Source organism: Priestia sp. FSL H7-0729, from assembly GCF_038005685.1.
In the GTDB taxonomy this organism is placed as follows: Bacteria; Bacillota; Bacilli; order Paenibacillales; family Paenibacillaceae; genus Paenibacillus.
In genome coordinates, this window is the sequence record NZ_JBBOTQ010000022.1 from 18,115 (window position 1) to 40,297 (window position 22,183).

Below are 22,183 nucleotides of genomic sequence, written 5' to 3' on the forward strand. Positions count from 1 at the left end.
TTGGATTTTAAAGATTATATTCGTGTCATTCCTGACTTTCCACAACCGGGAATCAGCTTTAAGGACATTACGACATTGTTGAAGGATGGAGAAATGTACCGCAATGCGATCAATGAGTTGAAAGTGATGGTTTCTGATCTCAAAATTGACGTCATTGCTGGACCTGAAGCACGTGGTTTCGTTGTGGGCGCCCCTCTGGCGTATGCTCTTGGTGTCGGTTTTGCTCCGATCCGCAAAAGTGGAAAACTGCCTGGAGAGACGATTGAAGTCGGTTATGATCTCGAATATGGCAAGGATACACTTGCTATGCACACAGATGCGATTGAAAAAGGTCAAAATGTCCTGATCGCAGATGATCTGCTCGCAACGGGTGGAACGATTGCAACTTCCATCAACTTGATTGAACAATTGGGTGGGAATGTTGTCGGTGCTGCCTTCCTGATCGAGCTGACTGATCTGAACGGTCGATCTAAATTACCTGAAAAAATCGATGTATTCACATTGATGAACTACTAAGTTTAAATCTCCACTTGGAGTGTTGTGATTAAAACCTGAATTGCTTTTCCCTTTTCCCGGGAAATAATATACAGCATTAATGTCTATAAAAAAGCCTGTTCTATCCAACCTCAACGGTTGGATAGAACAGGCTTTTTTGATTGATATACGATACCGTGAAATTAATCAGGCGTTTTTTCAGTGATAGGCTGTTTTTGCGAATCGTCATTCAACCAACCCATTACTTCAAACAGTTTGAACAACAAGCTCATCAGGATTCCGACGATGGTTGCCAGTGCCATCCCTTTCAGATGAACGCCGTAGAAGACAACCTCAGTACCACTCAGTCCAATGACCAGTACAAGTGTAGTAAGCAGTAAATTGGTCGGCTTGGCAAAGTCGACTTTCTGTTCAACCAGAATACGCAGACCCGATGCTGCAATAACTCCGAATAGAAGCAGGGATACCCCACCCATAACAGGCACAGGGATGTTAGCTACAAGTGCCGAGAACGTTCCTGAGAAGGAGAGCACGATGGCAATAACCGCTGCCCCACCAATGACATATGTGGAGTAGACGCGAGTCAGTGCCATAACACCGATGTTCTCACCATAGGTTGTATTGGGAGTAGATCCTACAAACCCGGAAAGAATGGTGGAGACCCCGTTACCAAGCAGGGAACGATGCAGGCCTGGGTCTTTCGAAAGATCTTTGCCCACAATGCTGCTGGTTACAAGTAAATGTCCAATATGTTCTACGATAACGACAAGCGCTACAGGTAAAATGGTGAAAATGACGGACCAGTCAAATGTAGGTGTGGTTACAGTCGGTAGTGAGATGAAATCAGCTTGTCCAATAGCTTGTTTGTCTACGAGACCCATTAAACTACCCAATACATAACCGGATACAATTCCGATTAAAATATGAATGATTTTGGGGAAACCACGAAACGTCACGGCTCCAATGACAGTGATTCCGAGCGTGACCATAGAGAGTATAATCGGTTTTGCCTGAGGCGCCCAATTGGGGTTAGCCACGGGATCAGAATTAATCAATCCAGCCATACCAGCTGCAACAGGTACAAGCTCCAGACCGATGAGGGCAACGATGGCACCCATAACCGCTGGTGGGAAGACTACGTTAATCCATCCGGTACCCGCAAATTTAATAATGAGGGCGACGAGACAGAAAACAAGTCCTGTTATGATAAAAGCTCCAAGTGCCATGGAGTAACCATTCTCTGGATGTTGTTTTAATACCATTGTGACAGGAGCAATAAAGGCAAAACTGGAACCCAGATATGCGGGTATCTTTCCTTTACACATCAGTATGTACAATAGTGTTCCAATTCCGTTCATCAGCAGGATCATACTTGGATCGACACCGAACAGGTTTGGTACAAGCACCGTACTGCCAAACATGGCGAACAAATGCTGAAGGCTAAGCAGTGAACCTGAGCCAAGTGGCATCTTTTGATTAACCTGAATTTCGCGTTGCAATGAATTTCATCTCCTTTTCCGTAACACAAACTTTCAATAGATTACAGAGTTTCTCTTAATTAAGCAATAACATTTTTGACGCAGCAGAGCGATGAAATTTATATTTTCATAAATTTTCCTTCTATTTCAGCAAATAACGGCAATAATACTTAAGAAATAAGAAATACATTCAATCCCTTGTGAGTCATAGGGAAACGGGTTAAAAGTAATACAGAGCACCAATATAAAAATTGGATAAGCGCTCTTATTCGTCAGCAGTTGACGGGAAACGGGCGAAGCGTCATAATTATAGGAAATTACTTTTACGGGGAACCTGTGTTGCAGCAATGTCATGGGTTCCATTTGGTATAGAAAGGACACGGAACAGATCAGAATGGGCATAGAGCAATTACTCGAGAAGGCCGGGGCATATATCAAAGAACCCGATCTGGTGCGCATACGAGAAGCTTACGTATTTGCTGATCAGGCCCACCATGGACAGACGCGAAAATCGGGAGAACCGTATATTCTGCATCCGCTTGCGGTTGCCGACATTGTTGTGAACATGCAGATGGACACCATCTCCATAATAGCAGCGCTTCTTCATGATGTAGTAGAGGATACTACGGTCTCACTTGAAGAGATCCGCAATCATTTCGGCAATACGTGTGCCATGCTTGTTGACGGCTTGACGAAGCTGGAACGTATTAAGTTCCGCTCCAAGGAAGAACAGCAGAACGAGAACTACCGCAAAATGTTCATCGCCATGGCGCAGGACATCCGTGTCATCGTGATCAAATTGGCTGACCGTCTGCATAATATGCGGACACTCAAGTTTCAGTCGGAAGAAAGCCAGCGCCGGATTTCATATGAGACGCTGGAAATTTTCTGTCCGATTGCGAACCGTTTGGGTATCTCTGCGATCAAATGGGAAATGGAGGACATCGCCCTCCGTTATTTGAATCCGCAGCAATATTACCGTATTGCGAACCTGATGCACAAAAAGCGTGCCGAACGTGAGCAATATATTGATACCGTTATGGATGGAATTACGAACAAGCTCGATGAGATGGGCATTCAGGCAGACCTTTCGGGCCGTCCGAAGCATATCTACAGCGTGTTCAAGAAAATGACGACCAAAAACAAGCAGTTTAACGAAATTTATGATCTGCTTGCCATTCGTATTATTGTGGATAATATCAAGGATTGTTATGCTACCCTGGGAATTATACACACCTTATGGAAACCGATGCCTGGACGCTTTAAAGATTATATTGCGATGCCGAAGGCGAATATGTATCAATCGCTGCATACAACCGTCGTCGGTCCCAATGGCGAACCAACAGAGGTACAGATTCGGACATGGGATATGCACCGGACTGCTGAATTTGGTATCGCTGCTCACTGGGCATATAAGGAAGGCGCAGCGGCAGGTCCGCAATTTGAAGATAAAATTACGTTCTTCCGCGAAATTCTTGAACTTCAAAATGAAGCACAGGACGCGTCAGAATTCGTAGAATCGCTCAAAATGGATTTCTTCTCGGATCTGGTATTTGTATTTACGCCAAAAGGAGAAGTCATTGAATTGCCAATTGGCTCTGTTCCTTTGGATTTTGCTTATCGAATCCATACGGAGGTTGGTAATCGGACCATCGGGGCTAAAGTGAACGGTCGAATTGTTCCGCTGGACTATCATCTGAAGACTGGCGATATCATTGAAATTTTGACGTCCAAACATTCTTACGGACCTAGCCAGGACTGGCTGAAAATTGCGAAATCTTCTCATGCACGAGCGAAGATCAAACAATGGTTCAAGAAGGAACGCCGTGAAGAAAACGTTGAAAAAGGTCGGGAGAGCTGTGAGCGTGAACTGAAACGCATGGGGCTTGATCCTTCTGCGTGGATGACGGATGACAAGTTGATGGAAGCTGCCAAAAAATATGCGTTTAATGATATTGAGGACATGCTTGCAGCTGTTGGCTTCGGTGGGATTACTGCTGCACAGATCGTAACGAAAGCAACTGAAAAACTGCGTAAAGAGCAGGAAGAGTCCAGTTTGCTCGAATTAAATTCCGAGATGCGCGAGCTGAAACCTGCACCTGAACGGAGAAATCGACCAACCAACGGCATTCGTGTCAAGGGCATCGATAATCTGCTTGTTCGATTTGCACGATGCTGTAATCCTGTGCCTGGGGATGACATTATAGGATACGTTACACGCGGACGCGGCGTTTCCGTGCACCGTAGTGACTGTCCGAATATTCCGACAAGTGCAGACGGAGAAGAAGCAGCACGTGTGATTGAGGTCGAGTGGGAAGAGAATATCGAAGCGAGTTACAGTGTGGATATTGAGATTACAGGCCATGATCGGAATGGCTTGCTTAACGAGGTACTTCAGGCTGTATCCGAAAGTAAAACCAATATTTCTGCCGTTACCGGTCGGACAGATAAAAATAAATTAGCATTGGTGCACGTCACAATTCTGATTCGTAATACGGATCATCTGCAATCCGTTGTAGATCGGATCAAACGGGTGAAAGATGTCTATTCGGTGCATCGGATTATGCAGTAAGGAGCCTGTAAGATGAGGGTGCTTGTTCAACGCTGTAAAGAGGCTCAGGTGATTGTGGGAGACGAACTGACGGGTAAGATCGAATCCGGATTAATGTTGCTCGTGGGTATTACCCATGAGGACACGGAGAAGGATGCTCAGTATCTGGCTGACAAAATTAGCGGGTTACGCATATTTGAGGATGATCAGGAGAAGATGAATCTCAGCCTGCTTGATGTAGGCGGTGCTGTGCTGTCCGTTTCCCAGTTCACCCTGTACGGAGATTGTCGCAAAGGAAAGCGTCCTAGCTTTGCAGCTGCGGCCCGACCTGAAGCGGCAGAACGTTTATATGAGACGTTTAATCAATTTTTGCGGGATAAAGGGATTCAGGTTGAAACCGGCCGTTTCGGAGCGATGATGGATGTAACATTTACCAACTGGGGACCCGTGACTTTGATGCTTGAAAGTCCGGTTCGTCAGGAACCGCGTGCATAATTTCTTAGGGTTCAGGCCATAATGAAGGATAATTCGTTGATGTCTATTTCATGATCAAAGGAGTATCCAGCCAATTATGCGCCAATCTGCGAAAGAAACACGTGCACGTACAGAACCATTGTTACTCCCTGGCAACCTGTATGAATCCTTGCATCTTGCCCGTGCGGCTGCTGAGTGTGTTGCAACGATCTGGGCACTTCAGGATGCGGACAAAGGGAAACAGAGCCATCTTCCACGATCTTGAATGTGTACACATGTGTATATAAACATCTGAAATTTGGATTATACAGATTCTGAAAAAGTCCTGATTCTTTACCGAATCAGGACTTTTTGTTATGAGTTGATTTTTATAAAATACTCGTTAGTCGATTTTCCTACAAAATGAAATTATATTGAATTGTTATAAATTGCTCTGGTGAGGGTAATAACAAAACGAGGCACAACGAAGTGCCGTTGTACTGCAAGACCCGATTCATAAAGAAAGTTCGAACACGGAAAGGAGAACATACGTTATGAGTAAAGTTGCTTTTTTATTGGCGAATGACTTTGAAGATTCGGAGATGCAGGTTCCGTATGACGAAGTAAAAAAAGCTGGACATGAAGTGGAGATTATCGGGTTGAAAGCCGGTGAGACCCTTAAAGGTAAGGGAGGAAAAGCCTCCTATACCACAGATAAGGCGATTGCTGATGCATCCGCTTCAGATTATGATGCAGTCGTGATTCCTGGAGGATCATCCCCTGAGAATTTGCGAAGTGATGCACACATCTTGAAGTTTGTCACCGAGATCAACAGTGCGAAGAAACCAATCGCAGCGATCTGCCATGGTCCGCAGATTTTGGCTAGTGCCGGTCTGTTGAAAGGTCGTACGATTACATCCTATCCACCCCTTAAGGATGACATGGTAAACGCAGGAGCAGAGTTCAAGGATCATGAGGCAGTTGTGGATGGAAACTATATTACATCCCGAACACCTGAAGATGAGCCAGCGTTTGTACGTGAACTGCTAAAAGTTATATAACTTCAGCCATTACAGCTGACATAGATTGATGTATTTAAACTACGTTACATCGTGGGGTACTAAACTTCACGTTGCATTTCATTCCGAAAAAGGAGGGTTTGACATGACAAAACATATTCAGGCGTATTTTCGAACCGAAGACGAGGCAGAGGGTGCAAGAACTTCACTTCAGACGTTCCGTACAGAGCATTTGGAAGTAGGTCAACTCGATAGTGCGGTAGGTAGAGACACGCGTATAATGGTACCACTGGTGCCATATAATACTGCAGGTGGCGTAGGCACTAACGGGGCAATGGGTGTAGGTGCAGCTCCAGGTGTTCCAGCCAGTGAAAATGTGATCCCTGTGGTAGCTAATGTGGATCGTGACGCAGAACGGGATTCTCGTGACAGAGTGAATGAGGATGGAGACCTGCTGAATGCAGCGGACGTGTCTTCGGCCGATTATGATGATCTGCATTATGTTCTGTCTGCCAAAGTAAGGGATGAGGATTATGACGAGATTGTTCATAAGCTTCGTTCCAACCATGCCTTTGTGGAAGACTTGAATTAACGTGTAAATACTTCTTCGCCCTTGCACTGCTTGACTGTAGAGTCGAGTCATGTGCAAGGGCTTTTAATTATAAATATATTAAAATCAAAATATAAAGCGCTATCATTTTTGTAATATTACTGTAATATTAGTTACATAAGCCTTTAACATAGTGGGCTTATAATAACAGACATGACCCCCTTTTTTTATATATCCTTTGAGCCTGCACACCGTGTGCAGGCTATTTTTTTGAGCTGAAAATATATATGTTTTGGGGCAAAGCTTACCCCTTATTTAAATTTTTGCTAGAATAGAGGAATGGGTTTAAATTTTCTGAAGCGAATTGTTCTCATCGTTGGGTTACAATGGACGGTAAATCAAGTCTCCTGCGATCGGGCTTAGGCCAAATCAATCCTAAGACAGAGAGCATGCGGAATTCATTGCCAGAGTGATCGGTCATATTCCAGATGAACATATACTCGCTGAAACGGCCCCGTCCTTATATAAGGGCGGGGCAGCCGTTTCTACTTGATCGCTGGAAATTGAAAGTATATAGAATGCCTTGTTTGAGATAACAATTACAATGCTAAAGCTACGTGTTCTCATGCGAATGGCTAGAGACAGATTTAAGGGGGAATAAGTTTTGAGTAAGGTTGGAAGAAATGAGTTATGCCCATGCGGAAGTGGGAAAAAATATAAGAAATGTTGTCTGAATAAGGAGTCTTCTGCGGTAGAATCCATACTGGGGCTGATATCAACGGAGCAACCAGTCCAGGCAGTCTCAATTGAGACTGAGAGCAAGGTGACCTTGACCAAGTTGAAAAAGATGGTAGAGAATGAACTGAAATGGGAGCATTCGTCTCACGACCAGTTGGCTCTGCAGCTTATAGAGGACATGAGGAAACAATACGAGCCGGAGCTGATTTTGGAAGCTTTGATGTTATGGAACGGATATTCCCGTCAGACCCGACCTACTGTGAAGAAGACAGGCTCTTTCTGTGCTGCCATTGAGTATCTGCTATCCGAGGAATATGGCTTGAATGCCTCAAAGGCTGAGCTGGCTGATAAATATGAGGTATCAACAGGCACGATCTCCCGTAAGGTTAAGGAGATGTTCAATTACATCGAAGAATACGGTATGGGCGGAGAAACGGACGAGTTATTAATACTGAACAGTCCAGGTACATCGAAGGACAAAGCACAGGCACTGCTGGATAAGGCGAGGGAAGCCAGTTCTTCCAAACGCAGAATACAGCTTGCGGAAACGGCGCTGGAGATATACCCTGACAGTTCTGATGCGTATCTCATTCTGGCAGAGGAGTCGGACAATGAGCATGACGCACGATCTTACCTCGAGGCCGGAATCGCTGCTGGCAAACGCGAACTGGGCGAACTGTTTTTTGAGAAGAACAAAGGGGACTTCTGGGGGCTTCATGAGACTCGTCCCTATATTCGGATATGCAAAAGCTACGCCGAATCCTGCTGGTTTGCCGGAGATGCGAAAGAAGCAGCACATATTCTGGAGCATATTCTAGAGCTTAATACGGAAGACAATACCGGAGCGCGTTATCTGCTCGCTGCTGTGTATTTGTACAGCAACCAATTGGATCAGGCACAGCAATTGTTGGAGAAGTATGAAAAAGGCGAAGCCACAACAGCCTTTGCCTATGACAAGATTATTCTGGAGTATAAGAAAAACGGAATCACCTCCCAGCTCAAAATGCTGTACCGTGTGGCCCGGGGTGTGAACAAACATGTGCCTGATTACCTGTTGGGTTTGAAACGGCTTCCGCATAACCTCCCTGACTTTGTTGGAATGGGCGATTCAAACGAAGCGATTGCATATGTCATTATGCATTCTCGTCTATGGGCGAGCTTGCCGGATCTGTTGAAGTGGATGCTGAAACAGTAGAGTTATGTAGCAATAGAAGTTGGAATTCATTTCATGAATCCAGCTTCTATTCGCCCATGATATCTGTGTGTCCCCATTTCGTACGGCGTGTGAGTAAAATGTTTTAGTGCTATCTTTTCGTGTTAACCCTTGACTTTAGCACTGCGGTTCATTACAATCAGAAAATAATACGTTGACTGTAGTCAATACAAGTCGATTTTCGAACAATACTACTGATTTGATGACGGGACCAAGTACTCCGTGCCCACATGACCAGAGAGGAATCCCCAGGCTGTAAGGATTCTCTTGATGAGCGGACGAATGACTTCCTCGAGAACAGACGGCGAACATAACAGACATGATCTGTTGACCAGTAGCCGGCCTGCGCAGGACGTGCGTTACACGTAGAGCGGAATATCTGCTTGATCAGGGTGCTCTAAGCAATCCTGAATCACCAGAGATCGCCTGAACGGCTAAAGTGTCAGGTTTCCGGAATGTGGGTGGTACCACGGGTGAATGTATATTACACAATCTCTCGTCCCTTTGTTTGCTGTATACACAGCGACAGGGCGAGGGATTTTTTTGTTATATAGAAAAATCAATGCTGGAGGGATCAAGATGGCTTTTCAAAAACCGACTGGAACGCAGGACTTACTGCCTGGAGTTGTCGAGAAATGGCAGTACGTTGAAGAAAAAGCACGAGATCTGTGTCGACGGTTTAATTACCGTGAGATTCGTACACCAATCTTCGAACAGACTTCACTATTTGTACGCGGTGTAGGAGAGACTACCGATATCGTAGAGAAAGAAATGTATACCTTTGATGACAAAGGCAATCGCAGCATGACACTTCGTCCAGAAGGAACAGCGGGTGTTGTTCGTGCGTACGTAGAGAATAAAATTTACGGCGAACCGGATGTGAGCAAGCTCTATTACATCGGTCCGATGTTCCGGTATGAGCGTCCGCAGGCAGGCCGTCAGCGTCAGTTCCATCAGTTTGGTGTAGAAGCCATCGGTGCACTGGATCCGGCGATTGATGCTGAAGTCATCGCACTCGGCTACCAGTTGTGTGTTGAGCTCGGCTTGAAGGATGTTAAAGTGGAGATCAACTCCGTTGGTAACTCTACCAGCCGTGCAGAATACCGCGAGACGTTGCTTGGGTTCCTGAGACCGATGAAAGACAGCCTGTGCAAGGACTGCCAGTCCCGCATGGAGCGTAATCCACTACGTGTACTAGACTGCAAAGTCGATCAGGACAAATTCGTAGGGGCTCCGTCCATACTGGATAGCCTGGATGAAGAGTCTTTGAATCACTTTGCCAAGCTGCAAGCCTACCTGGACGATTTCGGAGTAGATTATGCTGTGAACAATCGTCTGGTACGAGGCTTGGATTATTACACGCTGACTGCGTTTGAATTAAAGGCCCAAGGGATTGGAGCGATTGATACGGTTGGCGGCGGTGGTCGATACAATGGTCTCGTTGGAGATATCGGCGGACCTGATCAGCCGGGTATCGGCTTTGGTATTGGTCTGGAGCGCATTCAATTGATTCTGGAGCACCAAAGTATTGAGGTTACTACGCTGGCTCCACTGGATGTGTACTTTGTTGCTCTGGGCGAGGCCGCTGACCGTGAAGTGAACCGTCTATTGTTCAAACTTCGTCAGTCTGGACTGTCTGGAGAACGTGATTATCTGGGCCGCAAAATGAAAGCACAGATGAAATCAGCTGATCGTTTCAAATCCCGCTATACCGCCATCCTTGGTGATGACGAGCTGGAACGTGGTGAGATCGCCCTCAAGTCGATGGATACGGGAGAGCAACAAACCGTGAAGCTGGATGATCTGGTAGCAGCCATTCGCGAAGGTAACTAAGACGAATTGTACATGAAGATTAAACATTCAAGTAAAACAATGGATCCGGCAAAATTACTCAGGTTCACCGACTCTTCCGATTAATCGGAAGTTGGCGAGCAAGAGGTAACAAGCCTTTTCGAATACATGATCTATACGTAACCGGACTGTTGAAGAGCAGGTACTCACTGCCCATACAGAACGGAAATTCACACAATGAGGAGTTTGGTTATGAAAAGAAGTCATCATTGCGGCGCATTAACACCCGCACACATCGGTGAAACAGTAACATTGAACGGTTGGGTTCAAACCCGCCGTGACCTGGGGGGCGTACTCTTCATCGATCTGCGTGACCGCAGCGGAATTGTACAAGTTGTCTTCAACCCAGCTTATTCCGGTGAAGCTCTGCAAATTGCAGATCGCGTACGTAGCGAGTATGTTATCGCTGTAACAGGTAAAGTCGTTAAACGTGATGCAGAAACAGTGAACAAAAACCTGCCTACCGGCGAGATTGAAGTTCAAATCACTGAAATCGAAGTGCTGAACGCAGCCAAAACACCTCCATTCTTTATTGAAGATGGTGTAGAAGTGGATGAATCCCTTCGTTTGAAATATCGTTACCTGGACCTGCGTCGTCCGGAAATGTTCGAAACACTGAAACTGCGTTCCAAAGCATCCAAAGTGTTCCGTGATTACCTGGATGGAGAAGAGTTCGTTGAAGTGGAAACACCAATCCTGACGAAGAGCTCCCCGGAAGGTGCGCGTGATTATCTCGTACCGAGCCGTGTGCATGAAGGTGAATTCTTCGCTTTGCCACAATCCCCACAAATCTACAAACAATTGCTGATGGTGGGTGGCGTTGAGCGCTATTATCAGATCGCTCGCTGTTTCCGGGATGAGGATCTGCGTGCAGACCGCCAACCCGAATTTACGCAAGTCGACATCGAGACTTCCTTCTTGCAACAGGATGACCTGTTGCCAATGATGGAAGAACTGATGGCCAAATTGTTGCGTGAAACGAAAGGCGTAGAGCTGGAACTGCCTTTCCAACGGATTACGTATGCAGATGCAATGGGTAAATACGGTTCAGACAAACCAGATCTGCGCTTCGGTATGGAACTGGTTGAAATGAACGATATTGTAGCGAACAGTGGTGTGAAAGTATTTGCTTCTGTCATCGAAAAAGGTGGAGAAGTGAAAGTGCTGAATGCTAAAGGCTGTGGCACATGGAGCCGTAAAGAGATCGATGATCTCGGACCATTTGCTGCACGTTACGGTGCGAAAGGTCTGGCTTGGATTCAAGTGAAAGACGGCGAGTTCAAAGGGCCAATCGTGAAGTTCTTCACGCCTGAAGAAATCGAAGCTGTCAAAGAACGTACAGGTGCCGAAGATGGCGACTTGTTGCTCTTCTCTGCAGATACGAAAAAAGTGGTTGCTGACGTTCTGGGCGCATTGCGTCTGAAAATCGGTCGTCAACTTGGACTGATCGATGACAGCAAATTCAAATTCGCTTGGGTTGTGGACTTCCCACTCCTCGGATATGATGAAGATGCCAAACGTTATGTAGCAGAACACCATCCGTTCACCCGTCCAAAAGACGAAGATGTACATCTGTTCGACACTGATCCGGGTGCCATTCGCGCTCAAGCCTATGACCTTGTTCTCAATGGTTATGAAATAGGCGGCGGTTCGATGCGTATCTACAAACGTGATGTTCAGGAAAAAATGTTTGCTGCCCTTGGCCTCTCCCCAGAAGTATCGAATGAGAAATTCGGTTATCTGATGGAAGCATTCGAATACGGAACTCCACCGCATGGCGGAATTGCCTTTGGTCTTGACCGTATCGTGATGTTGTTGGCGGGTCGCACCAATCTGCGTGAAACGATTGCCTTCCCGAAAACGGCAAGTGCAACGGATCTGCTCATGAATGCACCTTCTGGAGTAGATGACTCTCAATTGGAACAACTTCACATCCGTGTAGCCCGTAAACCGGTAGCGGAAAAGAAATAAAGGAGGCATCGATTCTCAATGCTCCATCAATTTTCAAGAACAGAACTTGCGATCGGACCTGAAGGTCTTGACGCATTGAAGAATAGTACAGTCGCTGTGCTCGGTATTGGCGGCGTAGGTGGTATTGCTGTAGAAGCTCTTGCCCGTAGCGGCGTTGGGCGCATTATCCTGATTGATAAAGACGTCGTGGATATCACCAACATCAACCGCCAGATTCATGCGCTGACCACGACAGTGGGACAGAAAAAAGCGGACCTGATGGTGGAACGTGTGAAACTGATCAATCCGGAATGTGATGCCATTGCATTGAATATGTTTTACACGGAAGAAACGTATGAGGAATTGTTCAAATATGAACTGGATTATGTGCTGGATGCATCCGACACGATTATCTACAAAATCCATCTCATTAAAGAGTGCCTGAAACGTAAAATTCCGATGATTTCTAGCATGGGTGCGGCGAATAAAATGGATCCAACGAAATTCCAGGTTGCGGATATTTCGAAAACGACCATGGACCCGATTGCCCGTGTTGTGCGTACCACCCTTCGTAAAGACGGCATTAAAAAAGGCGTGAAAGTGGTCTTCTCGACTGAAAAGCCGATGAAACCACGCGAGGACGTCACGCAAAAAATCGTTCCGGAGAATGCTCCGGAAATTCGCAAGGCTAAACAGCCACCTGCGAGTAACTCATTCGTGCCTCCGGTGGCCGGACTGATTATGGTCAGTGTTGCGATTAAGGATCTGTTAGAAATTGCAGAGAATAAGCAGCAGTAACTTGCTGCCAACGGAAGAAGCGTGGATGCCAATTAGGCATCTGCGCTTTTTTGTGTAGGTCATACGTCGAAAGACAGAGCGACGGGACGTCAATCATCTATGATAGCCGAACTGTATTCCTAGATAAATGTCAGAGTTACGTCATGTACTTCAATGTCAAAACCGTGTATGATATTCACTGCTGCGCGAAATGATGATACATACATAAAAGAATTTGCGGCATATAGGTTCAACTTAACTTTTTACACGAGAACGGAGAGGACAGAAAAAGCTGGAGAAGCGAAGCGTTCGCCTTTATCACCGGATTTTCCCACTGGAGAAGGAAATTCAAAAAAATCTGGGGATAACAGCGATCGGAAGATTATTCTGTCATCGGAGTGGCAAGTGTAAACATTCTTTAGTTGAATTTATATAGAGAGGGGAATAGAACGAAATGAAACACGGATGGATGACCAGACGTCTTGGCATGGAGCCGGGAGACCAGTGGAAGAAGGAAGTTGTGGCGGGAGCCATTTCCTATTTTGCCGTGGTCTATATCGTTATGGTCAATGCGACAATTCTTTCCGATGCCGGAATGCCCTTGCAGGCAGCTATGGTTGGAACCCTGCTGACATCCATTGCAGGCTGTTTGCTCATGGCATTTGGCGGAAAATCACCAATTATCGTTGTACCCGGAATGGGGATTAATGCATTTTTCACGTATACACTCGTACATTCCATGAAATTAACTTGGCAAGAAGCACTGGCCGTGGTAACTGTTACAGGTATACTGTTTGCTATTGTTGCTTTTACGTCACTATACAAAATGATTAGCGAAGCAATTCCGAAAAATCTGCAGCATGGCATTACGGTGGGGATTGGTTTGTTCCTTACATTTATTGGTTTGCAAAAAAGTGGGATCGTGATCGCGCATCAGACCACATTTGTCGCGATTGGACATTTCAATGATCCGAATGTCATTACTGCCTGCGTTACACTGGTGCTTGCCTTGATTTTATTTATACGTAATGTACAGGGTGGACTTCTCATCAGTATTCTGGTCGGCACAGGCCTTGCCTACGTACTTGGGGCAGTGAACCCGGGTGAATCCGTATCAGCGATGGATGCGTTGCGTCAATACGGTGGATTGTTTGGCGAATTGTCTCTAATGAAGCTTGCTGATGTCGCGTTCTGGATCGCGGTATTTTTGCTACTGCTAATTGTGGTGTTCGAAAATATCGGATTAATTACCGCTCAGACACAGATGATTGGTCGTCCAGAGCGGTTCAAAGGCAGTCTGCGTGCTCTGTCCATTAGTACTGTGTTGGCAGGTGTATTTGGAAGTAGTCCTCCAGTCGCCGCCGCAGAGACTACAGCTGGGATCGCCGCAGGTGGTCGCACGGGATTAACTCCGCTCGTTACAGCCGTGTTATTCGGGGCTACTTTTTTCTTCATCCCGCTACTCGGTTACATTCCAGACAGTGCGATTGCACCCATTTTGATCATTATTGGTGGCCTGATGGTGCAAGGTGTAAAAGATATGGATTTTGGTGACTTTACAGAGGCCTTCCCGGCATTTCTGATCATGGTCATGATTCCATTTACATATAGCATCGTGGATGGTATGGCGTTTGGATTCATTGCCTATCCATTAGCGAAGCTGGCAGCAGGTCAAGGTAAACAGGTACCTGTGGTCATGTATGGCATATCCATCCTCTTTTTAGCCAATTTCGTGTTACATGGTATCTTGTAAAGCTGTGTTATACAACAAAAGGCAACGTCATGTAAATTCATACGTATGAACACTGGTGAGCAGATGTGAACGGGAGGAACGGGAATGGAAGAACAGCAGCAAGCAGAGCAGAAGGAACCGAAGGAACCGAAGGTAGGAACAAAAGGATTCAAGGATTTTGTCAAGCTTATCGCTTCCACAAATCCGCCAAAACTGATCCTGATTCTGGCCCTCATCTTAACCTTGATCCAAACGACGGCCGGACTGATTGTGCCACTGATGACCAAAGGTTTGATAGATGGACTTACCACTTCGGCGTTGAACAAATCTGTTATTTTATTGTTGCTCGGTGCATTTGTGATTCAAGCGATTGCCTCGGGTATCAGCATTTATATGTTAAATTACGCCGGACAACGCGTGGTCGCAACGCTTCGTACCAAGCTGTGGAACAAGGTGTTGTCGCTACGAATGCCGTATTTCGATCGCAATCGGACAGGCGATACGATGAGCCGGATTACGAATGATACAAGCCAGATCATGACGTTGATCGCGGATTATCTGGTTTCCTTTGTGTCAAACATCGTTGCCGTTGTGGGTGGTGTGGCGTTACTGTTCTATTTGGATTGGGTCATGTCGCTCATTATCCTGAGTCTGGTGCCACTTACGCTGTTGATCCTGTTGCCGGTGGGTAGGAAGATGTATAAAATATCGAAAAAACAGCAGGATGAGATGGCAGGTCTTACGTCCGTACTCAGTCAAGTTATTGGCGAGATCCGATTGGTGAAAGCCTATGGAACGGAGAAACAAGAATCAGAAGCAGGGGATTCCCGGATTCGTAAAATGTTTGCTTTTGGCTTGCAGGAAGCACGCATCCTTGCGCTGATCGGTCCCTTGTTTACATTTGTCATGACTGCCGTGTTGGTCGTTATTCTGGGTGTAGGGGGAATGCGTGTAGCGTCTGGCATGCTGTCACCGGGTGAACTGGTCGCCTTCATATTGCTGTTGTTCCAGGTCATTATGCCAATGGGGCAATTCACGACGCTATACTCCCGTTTGCAAAAAGTCGTAGGTGCAACAGAACGCATACAAGCTATTCTTGCTGATGAGGAAGAGCCACATGATAGCACCAAGGTAGCTCCAAAAGGAAATGCGACGATTGCCTTCCATGATGTACACTTTTCCTATGTCACAGGGGAAGAAGTGCTACACGGGATCAATCTGACGGTTCCTACACGTAAAGTAACAGCCATTGTCGGCCCAAGCGGCAGTGGTAAATCAACGCTGTTCTCCTTGATGGAGCAGTTCTATATGCCCGATTCAGGCCACATATCGTATGGGGGACAAGCGATAACGGACTATTCCTTGTCCTCCTGGCGCAGCAAGATCGGGTATGTATCTCAGGAAAGTCCGCTTATGGCGGGTACGATCAAAGACAATATCACGTACGGATTGGATCGTGAGGTTACGATGGATGAGATCCGCCAAGCTGCTGAGATGGCTTATTCTGCCGACTTTATCGACAAGCTGCCACAGGCATATGACACGGAAGTGGGCGAGAGAGGAATCAAGTTGTCCGGGGGCCAACGTCAGCGAATTGCTATTGCTCGTGCCTTACTGCGCAGTCCGGATATTCTTATGTTGGACGAAGCAACATCGAGTCTGGACAGTACCTCGGAATATGAAGTGCAACAGGCATTGTCCAATCTGATGGAAGGCAGAACCACGATTGTGATCGCGCACCGGTTGTCTACTGTGGTGGACTCCGATCAAATTGTCGTTTTGGAGCACGGACATGTTACGGGAACAGGAACGCATGCGGAGTTGGTAAGTACCCATCCGGTATACCGTGAACTGGCGCAAAAACAGTTTGTATCCCAGGATGAAGAAGGCATGGGAGCCAGTAGCGGTAAAGTACGAAGTGAAGAGTAACTCCTGGTTATATTGAAGAAGGATTTTCGTAATTACCTATTAAGGTAATTACGAAAATCCTTTTTTTGTATTTTTAAAATTCCTCATATTGACAGTAAGACCAACATACTCTATATTATAGATACCGACCGTTGGTATGTATAAGGAGGACGTTATGGCCAGAAATAAATACCCTGAGCAGACACTGGACCTGATTCTGGCAGTCTCAACTCAAATGTTTACCGAAAAAGGATATGAAAAGACCAGTATTCAAGACATTATAGATGAATTAGGCATGTCCAAAGGTGCAATATATCATCATTTCAAGTCCAAGGAGGATATCCTTAGTGCAGTGATGGAGAAGGAGCTTGGGCGGGCAGAAGACATGTTTATGGAACTCATCCAGAACACGCATGCTCCGAATGCCAGGCAGAAGCTCATCAGTATTTTGGAAAATATTATCGTTGATCCTGGCATTCAGTCTAACTCCATTGATCAGGTTTTAAGCACTCAGATCAAGAATCCACAGTTTGTACTTGGTGGAATCAGGAAGGGTGTTCTAAAAGACGCACGAATTATTGCCAATATCATGGAGCAAGGCAAGAGTGATGGATCAATTTCTGTAGAATTTCCGCTGGAGTGTGCTGAAATCTTTATGCTGCTCGTTAATATCTGGATCAACCCTCTTCTTTTTGGACGGGATCAGGCACAGACATTGGAAAGGCTCAAGTTTCTACAGCACATGATGAAGCTTTTGGGAGCGGATATCGTAAGTGAACAGCTTATTCAACGTATTACCAATCGGCATGCCAGCACGGGAGGCTATGTGGGATGAGTGGGAAGGGTTTAATTGTAGAAATGGAAGGTATCTCTAGATCTTTCGGAGAGAGAGAAGTCATTCGAAACTGTACGATGAACTTGCCTGAGGGCAGTATCTATGGCTTTTTGGGACCGAACGGAGCTGGGAAAACCACGGTGATGAAAATATTGACTGGTTTACTAAAGCAGAGCAGCGGTCATGCCAAAGTACTGGGAATGGATGTTTCGACTCACCGGGATGAGATGCTGGGACAGGTGGGGAGTCTGATAGAAGTACCCATTTTTTTTGAACATCTGTCGGCAAAGGAAAATTTGCAGATTCATCTCGCTTATATGGATAAAGATGATAACAACGTGATGGAATTCTTGGAAATGGTAGGGCTTGAACAGACAGGTAGCCAAGCGGTTTCTACATTTTCGTTAGGTATGCGCCAGCGTCTTGCTATAGCTAGAGCCGTCATTCACAAACCTAAGCTCCTGATACTGGATGAGCCGATTAACGGACTAGATCCCTTGGCTATTCGGGAAATGAGAGCATTATTTAAACGTTTTGTCAACGAATATGGTATGTCTATCTTGATCTCCAGTCACATTATTTCAGAACTGGAACAAGTGGCTGATATTATTGGAATCATTGTTAATGGCTCAATTATCCGTGAGATGCATATGACTGAAATCCGTGCAAAGTTTCCAAATGGATTGGAGGAATACTTTTTTGAAGTGACGAGTGGAGGGACAGAAATTGCGTAAGCTTATCCGTCTGGAACTGAAAAGGCACAGAATGAACGTGTATTTAAAAGCAAGTGTAGCGGTGACCCTGGGTTTAATCGCTTTTGTTTATTTCATAGCTTACGTGGCCAAGGTTGAGAATGAGGCAGACTTTCAAACGTACCCCAACATTCTCTTGTTTACTTCGATTATTAGCATGATTTGTTTTTCTGTATTAGCTTCAGTCATGTATTCCCGAGTAGTGATTGAAGAGTATTCTGGAAATCGTTTGACGTTGTTATTTACGTATCCTGTAAATCGGAAAAAGATGTTGCTCGCCAAAGTGATCCTCGTTTCAAGCTTCTCAACGATTGCGATGATCGGAGGGAACTTGCTGGCGTTATTCATTTTTGCCATGACAGAATCTGTGGCTCCCATTGTAAATGACAAAATGTCGTTAAATCTGGTGTTATCGATGATATTAACTATTGTCATTCTATCCATTAGTGCGAGTGTTTGCAGTCTAGCTGCTATGCGTATCGGATTCGTTCGCAAATCAGTGCCGTCTGCTATCGTATCTGCTTTGCTTCTATGTGCACTTATTGGGAATCTCGTGATTGGTAGTGCTCAAAATCAGCTTCTTCTGATTTTCCTGGCATTATTAATGATTGCATTAGGGGTGTTTATCGTCATGGAATTGATGAATCGCATCCATACGATGGAGACAGAATGATCTGTGGCATGAAGGCAAAGAAAGGGGAGAAGAAAAGTGTTGAAAAGCAGTGAACTTAGCCTCTGTAAGACGATAGATGTGGATCAACCCATAGATGACATTGATTTGGATTGGTTGTCAGGCGATATTCATGTACTTTTGGGGGACGATGAATTGATTCACGTCATGCAGTATGCCGATAAGCGTTATTCCGAGCGAAAGTTAATGCAGCCAAGTATTAACAACAATAAATTAAGTATTGTGGATGGACGAAAAAAAGCAGGTTTCATTGGGCTTAATATCGGTCGGACAGCTTTAGAGCTGCACGTGCCTCGTCGTGTTTTAAATTCCATTCTAGTGAAAACAACAGGTGGTCAGCTTGCGATGAATGGAATTCAAGCTAGTCGCTGTCAATGTAAAGTCACTTCGGGCAGTTTAACGATGTCCGGAAACATGGAAAAGCTTGAGGTATACGCAACCGCCTCAGATTTTTACGCAAATAATGTAAAAGCAAATAGATTCACTCTCCACTCCAGTTCATCCAAGATTGAGATTACAGGTGAATTTCAACATGTGGAATCGAAGACTACGGGGAGGGGACTTCATATGGATTGTCTTCAAACTCCAGATAGTTTCCATTCTATATCCACTGGAATGAAGGCCGTAGTAAGCATTCCAGATCAAGAAGGCTTTGAAATGCAGCTGAACGAAAGATCAGGCGCATTAAAAAGCGATTTTGAACTGACTTCTGTACAGGGTCAACCTAAACGATTCTCATACAAAAATGGGAAAAGCCAATTTCAAATTGATATTCGTGGGGGATCCTTTCATTTAAAAAGAAGGTAACTGAATAATCCATGAAAATGAAGGAGGCATGCAAAATGGCAGGCTGGATTGTGGGCATTACCTTTTCCTCTATTGTACTAATCATAGGAGTCTATGGTGTATTAGATAGCAAACGCAGGCATGTCAGGAATAAATGGGCTTGGTGGTTCATTTTGTTCGGTTGCTGTGCACTTGTCAGTGCAGTGATTAATTATCAATTCAAATAGTTTTAATCCTGCAACAAAGGGGGAGTTCGTATCTTATTAGGTTTTAATCGAAATTTCAACCTGATTCTGATAGGACAGATCATTACCTTATTTGGAAGTGCTATCCTACGTTTTGCACTGTCATTGTATATTCTTGATTTTACAGGCTCTGCAGAGACGTTTGCTGTGTTGCTGGCTGTTTCAACGCTACCCACTATACTTCTATCCCCTATTGGAGGAGCGATCGCCGATCGGGTAAATCGAAAACATTTAATTGTGTCCTTTGACTTCATCAGTTTTGTAGTAACGGGTGGATTACTTGCATTTCTTTATGCAGGATCAGGTGACATGGTTATTATCATTGGGGCAGTTATGACAATATTAGCTCTGGTTAGCACCTTTTATCACCCTACTGTTCAAGCGAGTATACCTTTGTTGATTGAAGAGGATAAATTAATGAAGGCCAACGGTGCAGTATCGGGCATCGGAGCTATCACAAACTTTGCAGGTCCTGTGCTCGGAGGATTGATTTACGGATTTGCAGGGATTGAGTTTATCGTCGCTGTTACGTGTGCCAGTTTTTTGATTGCTGCGATCATTGAACTTTTTATCCGGATTCCTTTTTTCAAAGAGGCCAGAGTTCAGGGTATGCTCAAAACGATTGGATCGGATCTAGCAATAGGGTTTCGCTACATTCATAAAGAGAACCCCTTCTTACTTAAAATTATTATGATTGCCGCTTTGATTAATTTGTTTATAACTCCTCTTTTTTTAGTAGGTATTCCTTATGTTATTAAAGTGCTAATGCATATGGAAGATCAGTACTTCGGGTATACACAAGGAGGAATATCATTAAGTATGATCGTTGCTGCTTCGGTCATAGGCTTTGTTGCAGGGAAAATAAGAATTAACAACTTATATTTATACTTTTTAGGCAGCGGAATTATATTTTTACCTATGGCTTTGGCTATTTACCCTTCCTGGTTGGGCGGTGATCAACAACCCATTATTGCATATCTCGTGTTTTCTCTCTGTGCCATGCTAATAATGTTTGTCATTACTCTTGTTAACATTTTTTTTACTACACTCCTGCAGAAAAAGACGCCTAATGCTTTGTTGGGCAAAGTGATGGCTATATTGTTTGCTATATCGACCTGTGCCGTCCCTATCGGTCAAGTGGTGACTGGAACATTGATTGACAAATTTACTAATGATATGTACCTACTCGTTATCTTAATTGGTATTATCACCATCATTATATCGCTCGTCATGAGAAAGCTGTTGAGCTCATCAAGTGAAAACTCCACAACTCAGGATACAGTAACTTCGCAGGTTTGATCAGTCAGCTGTTACGAAAAAGGAGAAATAACAAAAATGAAGCGAATGCAATTATTTTGTTTGCCTTATGCTGGTGGAAGTTCATCCATGTATCATGAATTTGCCTCTAATCTTCCTGAATGGATTGAAATGATACCCATTGAATATTCCGAGCCAGGACAGAAGAATAAACACTCAAGCTTCCAACATATGGTTCGGGAATTGGCGGTTCAAGTGCAGGAGTTATGGGACGAGAAACCTTTTGCCATTATGGGTTATAGCATGGGAAGCCTTGTAGCGTACGAACTTTATTATGAGATTCTACAAAAGTACAATAGAAAACCGATTCACATGTTCTTTGCAGCTCATGTACCCCCAAGTCAACATACAGCGAAGCATTTAACTCGTACAGATGTGGAAAAGAGGGTGAAAGCTAACTTGTCTAGTATGGGAGTGAATCTTCCTATCACAGAACAACAAACCTTGTTGGAGTGGATCGTACCTAAATATCTTAAAGATCTTGATCTCTATTCAAAATATTCGTATGTGCAAGGTAGACAGGGGATCGATGCTAATATCACTGTACTTTATTCTGATGAGGAGAATCAGCAGAGACAGATTTTTGACTGGTCACCCCTCTCTTCAAAGTTCTGTATGTATCATCGAATGGGAACAAGTCACTTCTTTATTAATCAGGGAGCCAAACGAATGGCATGGGAAGTCAGTCAGTCCATTTCTAATGAATTGAGACAGCCAGTTTTCTCTAATTAATGGCTTGTTTTTTGTCAGAATTTCAGATTGTTTGTCGAATGCTAAAAACGGTGAAGGATATTCTCTTTTAGTGAAGAATATGGTTCTTTAGATCCATATTTATCATAAAA

Annotated in this window: 20 protein-coding genes; 19 read left to right on the plus strand and 1 reads right to left on the minus strand. The window is 44.8% G+C overall.

Going from position 1 to position 22,183, the window contains the following annotated elements:
• Complete coding sequence (locus MHH93_RS26890) at positions 1 to 516, plus strand: adenine phosphoribosyltransferase (protein WP_500056513.1); 516 nt, start codon at positions 1 to 3, stop codon at positions 514 to 516.
• A 161-nt stretch (positions 517 to 677) separates the two neighbouring features.
• On the opposite strand, the gene uraA is transcribed toward MHH93_RS26890, so the two are convergent.
• Positions 678 to 1,994: a uracil permease gene (gene uraA / locus MHH93_RS26895; protein ID WP_500056515.1), complete on the minus strand. Its 1,317-nt coding sequence runs from the start codon at positions 1,992 to 1,994 to the stop codon at positions 678 to 680.
• A 373-nt stretch (positions 1,995 to 2,367) separates the two neighbouring features.
• Here uraA and MHH93_RS26900 point away from each other — a divergent pair, with 373 nt between their 5' ends.
• The 18 genes from MHH93_RS26900 (at position 2,368) to MHH93_RS26985 (ending at position 22,073) form a co-directional block, all read left to right on the plus strand.
• Positions 2,368 to 4,545: a RelA/SpoT family protein gene (locus tag MHH93_RS26900; RefSeq protein ID WP_500056517.1), complete on the plus strand. Its 2,178-nt coding sequence runs from the start codon at positions 2,368 to 2,370 to the stop codon at positions 4,543 to 4,545.
• Positions 4,546 to 4,557: 12 nt separating this feature from the next.
• Complete coding sequence (dtd, locus tag MHH93_RS26905; RefSeq protein WP_500056518.1) at positions 4,558 to 5,019, plus strand: D-aminoacyl-tRNA deacylase; 462 nt, start codon at positions 4,558 to 4,560, stop codon at positions 5,017 to 5,019.
• A 76-nt stretch (positions 5,020 to 5,095) separates the two neighbouring features.
• Positions 5,096 to 5,263, plus strand: a complete 168-nt coding sequence (locus MHH93_RS26910) for a hypothetical protein (RefSeq protein ID WP_500056520.1) — start codon at positions 5,096 to 5,098, stop codon at positions 5,261 to 5,263.
• A 268-nt stretch (positions 5,264 to 5,531) separates the two neighbouring features.
• Complete coding sequence (locus MHH93_RS26915) at positions 5,532 to 6,038, plus strand: type 1 glutamine amidotransferase domain-containing protein (protein WP_215074539.1); 507 nt, start codon at positions 5,532 to 5,534, stop codon at positions 6,036 to 6,038.
• Between the two features lie 103 nt (positions 6,039 to 6,141).
• The gene (locus MHH93_RS26920; RefSeq protein WP_500056522.1) at positions 6,142 to 6,588 is read left to right on the plus strand and encodes a hypothetical protein; all 447 of its coding nucleotides are present in this window, start codon (positions 6,142 to 6,144) and stop codon (positions 6,586 to 6,588) included.
• 622 nt (positions 6,589 to 7,210) lie between these two features.
• Positions 7,211 to 8,479 (plus strand): SEC-C metal-binding domain-containing protein, encoded by a 1,269-nt coding sequence (locus tag MHH93_RS26925; RefSeq protein ID WP_500056524.1) that lies wholly within the window; start codon positions 7,211 to 7,213, stop codon positions 8,477 to 8,479.
• Positions 8,480 to 9,076: 597 nt separating this feature from the next.
• A complete protein-coding gene (gene hisS, locus MHH93_RS26930; protein WP_500056526.1) occupies positions 9,077 to 10,330 on the plus strand; it encodes a histidine--tRNA ligase in 1,254 nt (417 codons plus the stop codon).
• Positions 10,331 to 10,540: 210 nt separating this feature from the next.
• Positions 10,541 to 12,319: an aspartate--tRNA ligase gene (gene aspS, locus MHH93_RS26935; protein WP_440390262.1), complete on the plus strand. Its 1,779-nt coding sequence runs from the start codon at positions 10,541 to 10,543 to the stop codon at positions 12,317 to 12,319.
• A gap of 18 nt (positions 12,320 to 12,337) precedes the next feature.
• The gene (locus tag MHH93_RS26940; protein ID WP_091020457.1) at positions 12,338 to 13,096 is read left to right on the plus strand and encodes a tRNA threonylcarbamoyladenosine dehydratase; all 759 of its coding nucleotides are present in this window, start codon (positions 12,338 to 12,340) and stop codon (positions 13,094 to 13,096) included.
• A 433-nt stretch (positions 13,097 to 13,529) separates the two neighbouring features.
• Complete coding sequence (locus MHH93_RS26945) at positions 13,530 to 14,828, plus strand: NCS2 family permease (protein ID WP_500056527.1); 1,299 nt, start codon at positions 13,530 to 13,532, stop codon at positions 14,826 to 14,828.
• A gap of 84 nt (positions 14,829 to 14,912) precedes the next feature.
• Positions 14,913 to 16,736: an ABC transporter ATP-binding protein gene (locus MHH93_RS26950; RefSeq protein ID WP_500056528.1), complete on the plus strand. Its 1,824-nt coding sequence runs from the start codon at positions 14,913 to 14,915 to the stop codon at positions 16,734 to 16,736.
• A gap of 154 nt (positions 16,737 to 16,890) precedes the next feature.
• Positions 16,891 to 17,550 (plus strand): TetR/AcrR family transcriptional regulator, encoded by a 660-nt coding sequence (locus MHH93_RS26955; RefSeq protein ID WP_500056529.1) that lies wholly within the window; start codon positions 16,891 to 16,893, stop codon positions 17,548 to 17,550.
• The gene (locus tag MHH93_RS26960) at positions 17,547 to 18,284 is read left to right on the plus strand and encodes an ABC transporter ATP-binding protein (protein WP_482070943.1); all 738 of its coding nucleotides are present in this window, start codon (positions 17,547 to 17,549) and stop codon (positions 18,282 to 18,284) included. The genes MHH93_RS26955 and MHH93_RS26960 overlap by 4 nt, the downstream gene beginning before the upstream one ends.
• Positions 18,277 to 18,975 carry an ABC transporter permease gene (locus MHH93_RS26965; protein WP_500056530.1) on the plus strand — a complete coding sequence of 233 codons (699 nt, stop codon included), beginning with the start codon at positions 18,277 to 18,279 and terminating at the stop codon, positions 18,973 to 18,975. The genes MHH93_RS26960 and MHH93_RS26965 overlap by 8 nt, the downstream gene beginning before the upstream one ends.
• Before the next feature lie 39 nt (positions 18,976 to 19,014).
• The gene (locus tag MHH93_RS26970; protein ID WP_500056531.1) at positions 19,015 to 19,800 is read left to right on the plus strand and encodes a DUF4097 family beta strand repeat-containing protein; all 786 of its coding nucleotides are present in this window, start codon (positions 19,015 to 19,017) and stop codon (positions 19,798 to 19,800) included.
• A 35-nt stretch (positions 19,801 to 19,835) separates the two neighbouring features.
• Entirely contained in the window at positions 19,836 to 20,006 is a 171-nt protein-coding gene (locus tag MHH93_RS26975) for a hypothetical protein (RefSeq protein ID WP_500056533.1), read from the plus strand.
• A 63-nt stretch (positions 20,007 to 20,069) separates the two neighbouring features.
• Positions 20,070 to 21,323 (plus strand): MFS transporter, encoded by a 1,254-nt coding sequence (locus MHH93_RS26980; RefSeq protein WP_500056542.1) that lies wholly within the window; start codon positions 20,070 to 20,072, stop codon positions 21,321 to 21,323.
• Positions 21,324 to 21,359: 36 nt separating this feature from the next.
• A complete protein-coding gene (locus MHH93_RS26985; protein ID WP_500056535.1) occupies positions 21,360 to 22,073 on the plus strand; it encodes a thioesterase II family protein in 714 nt (237 codons plus the stop codon).
• The last annotated feature ends 110 nt before the right edge of the window (positions 22,074 to 22,183 follow it).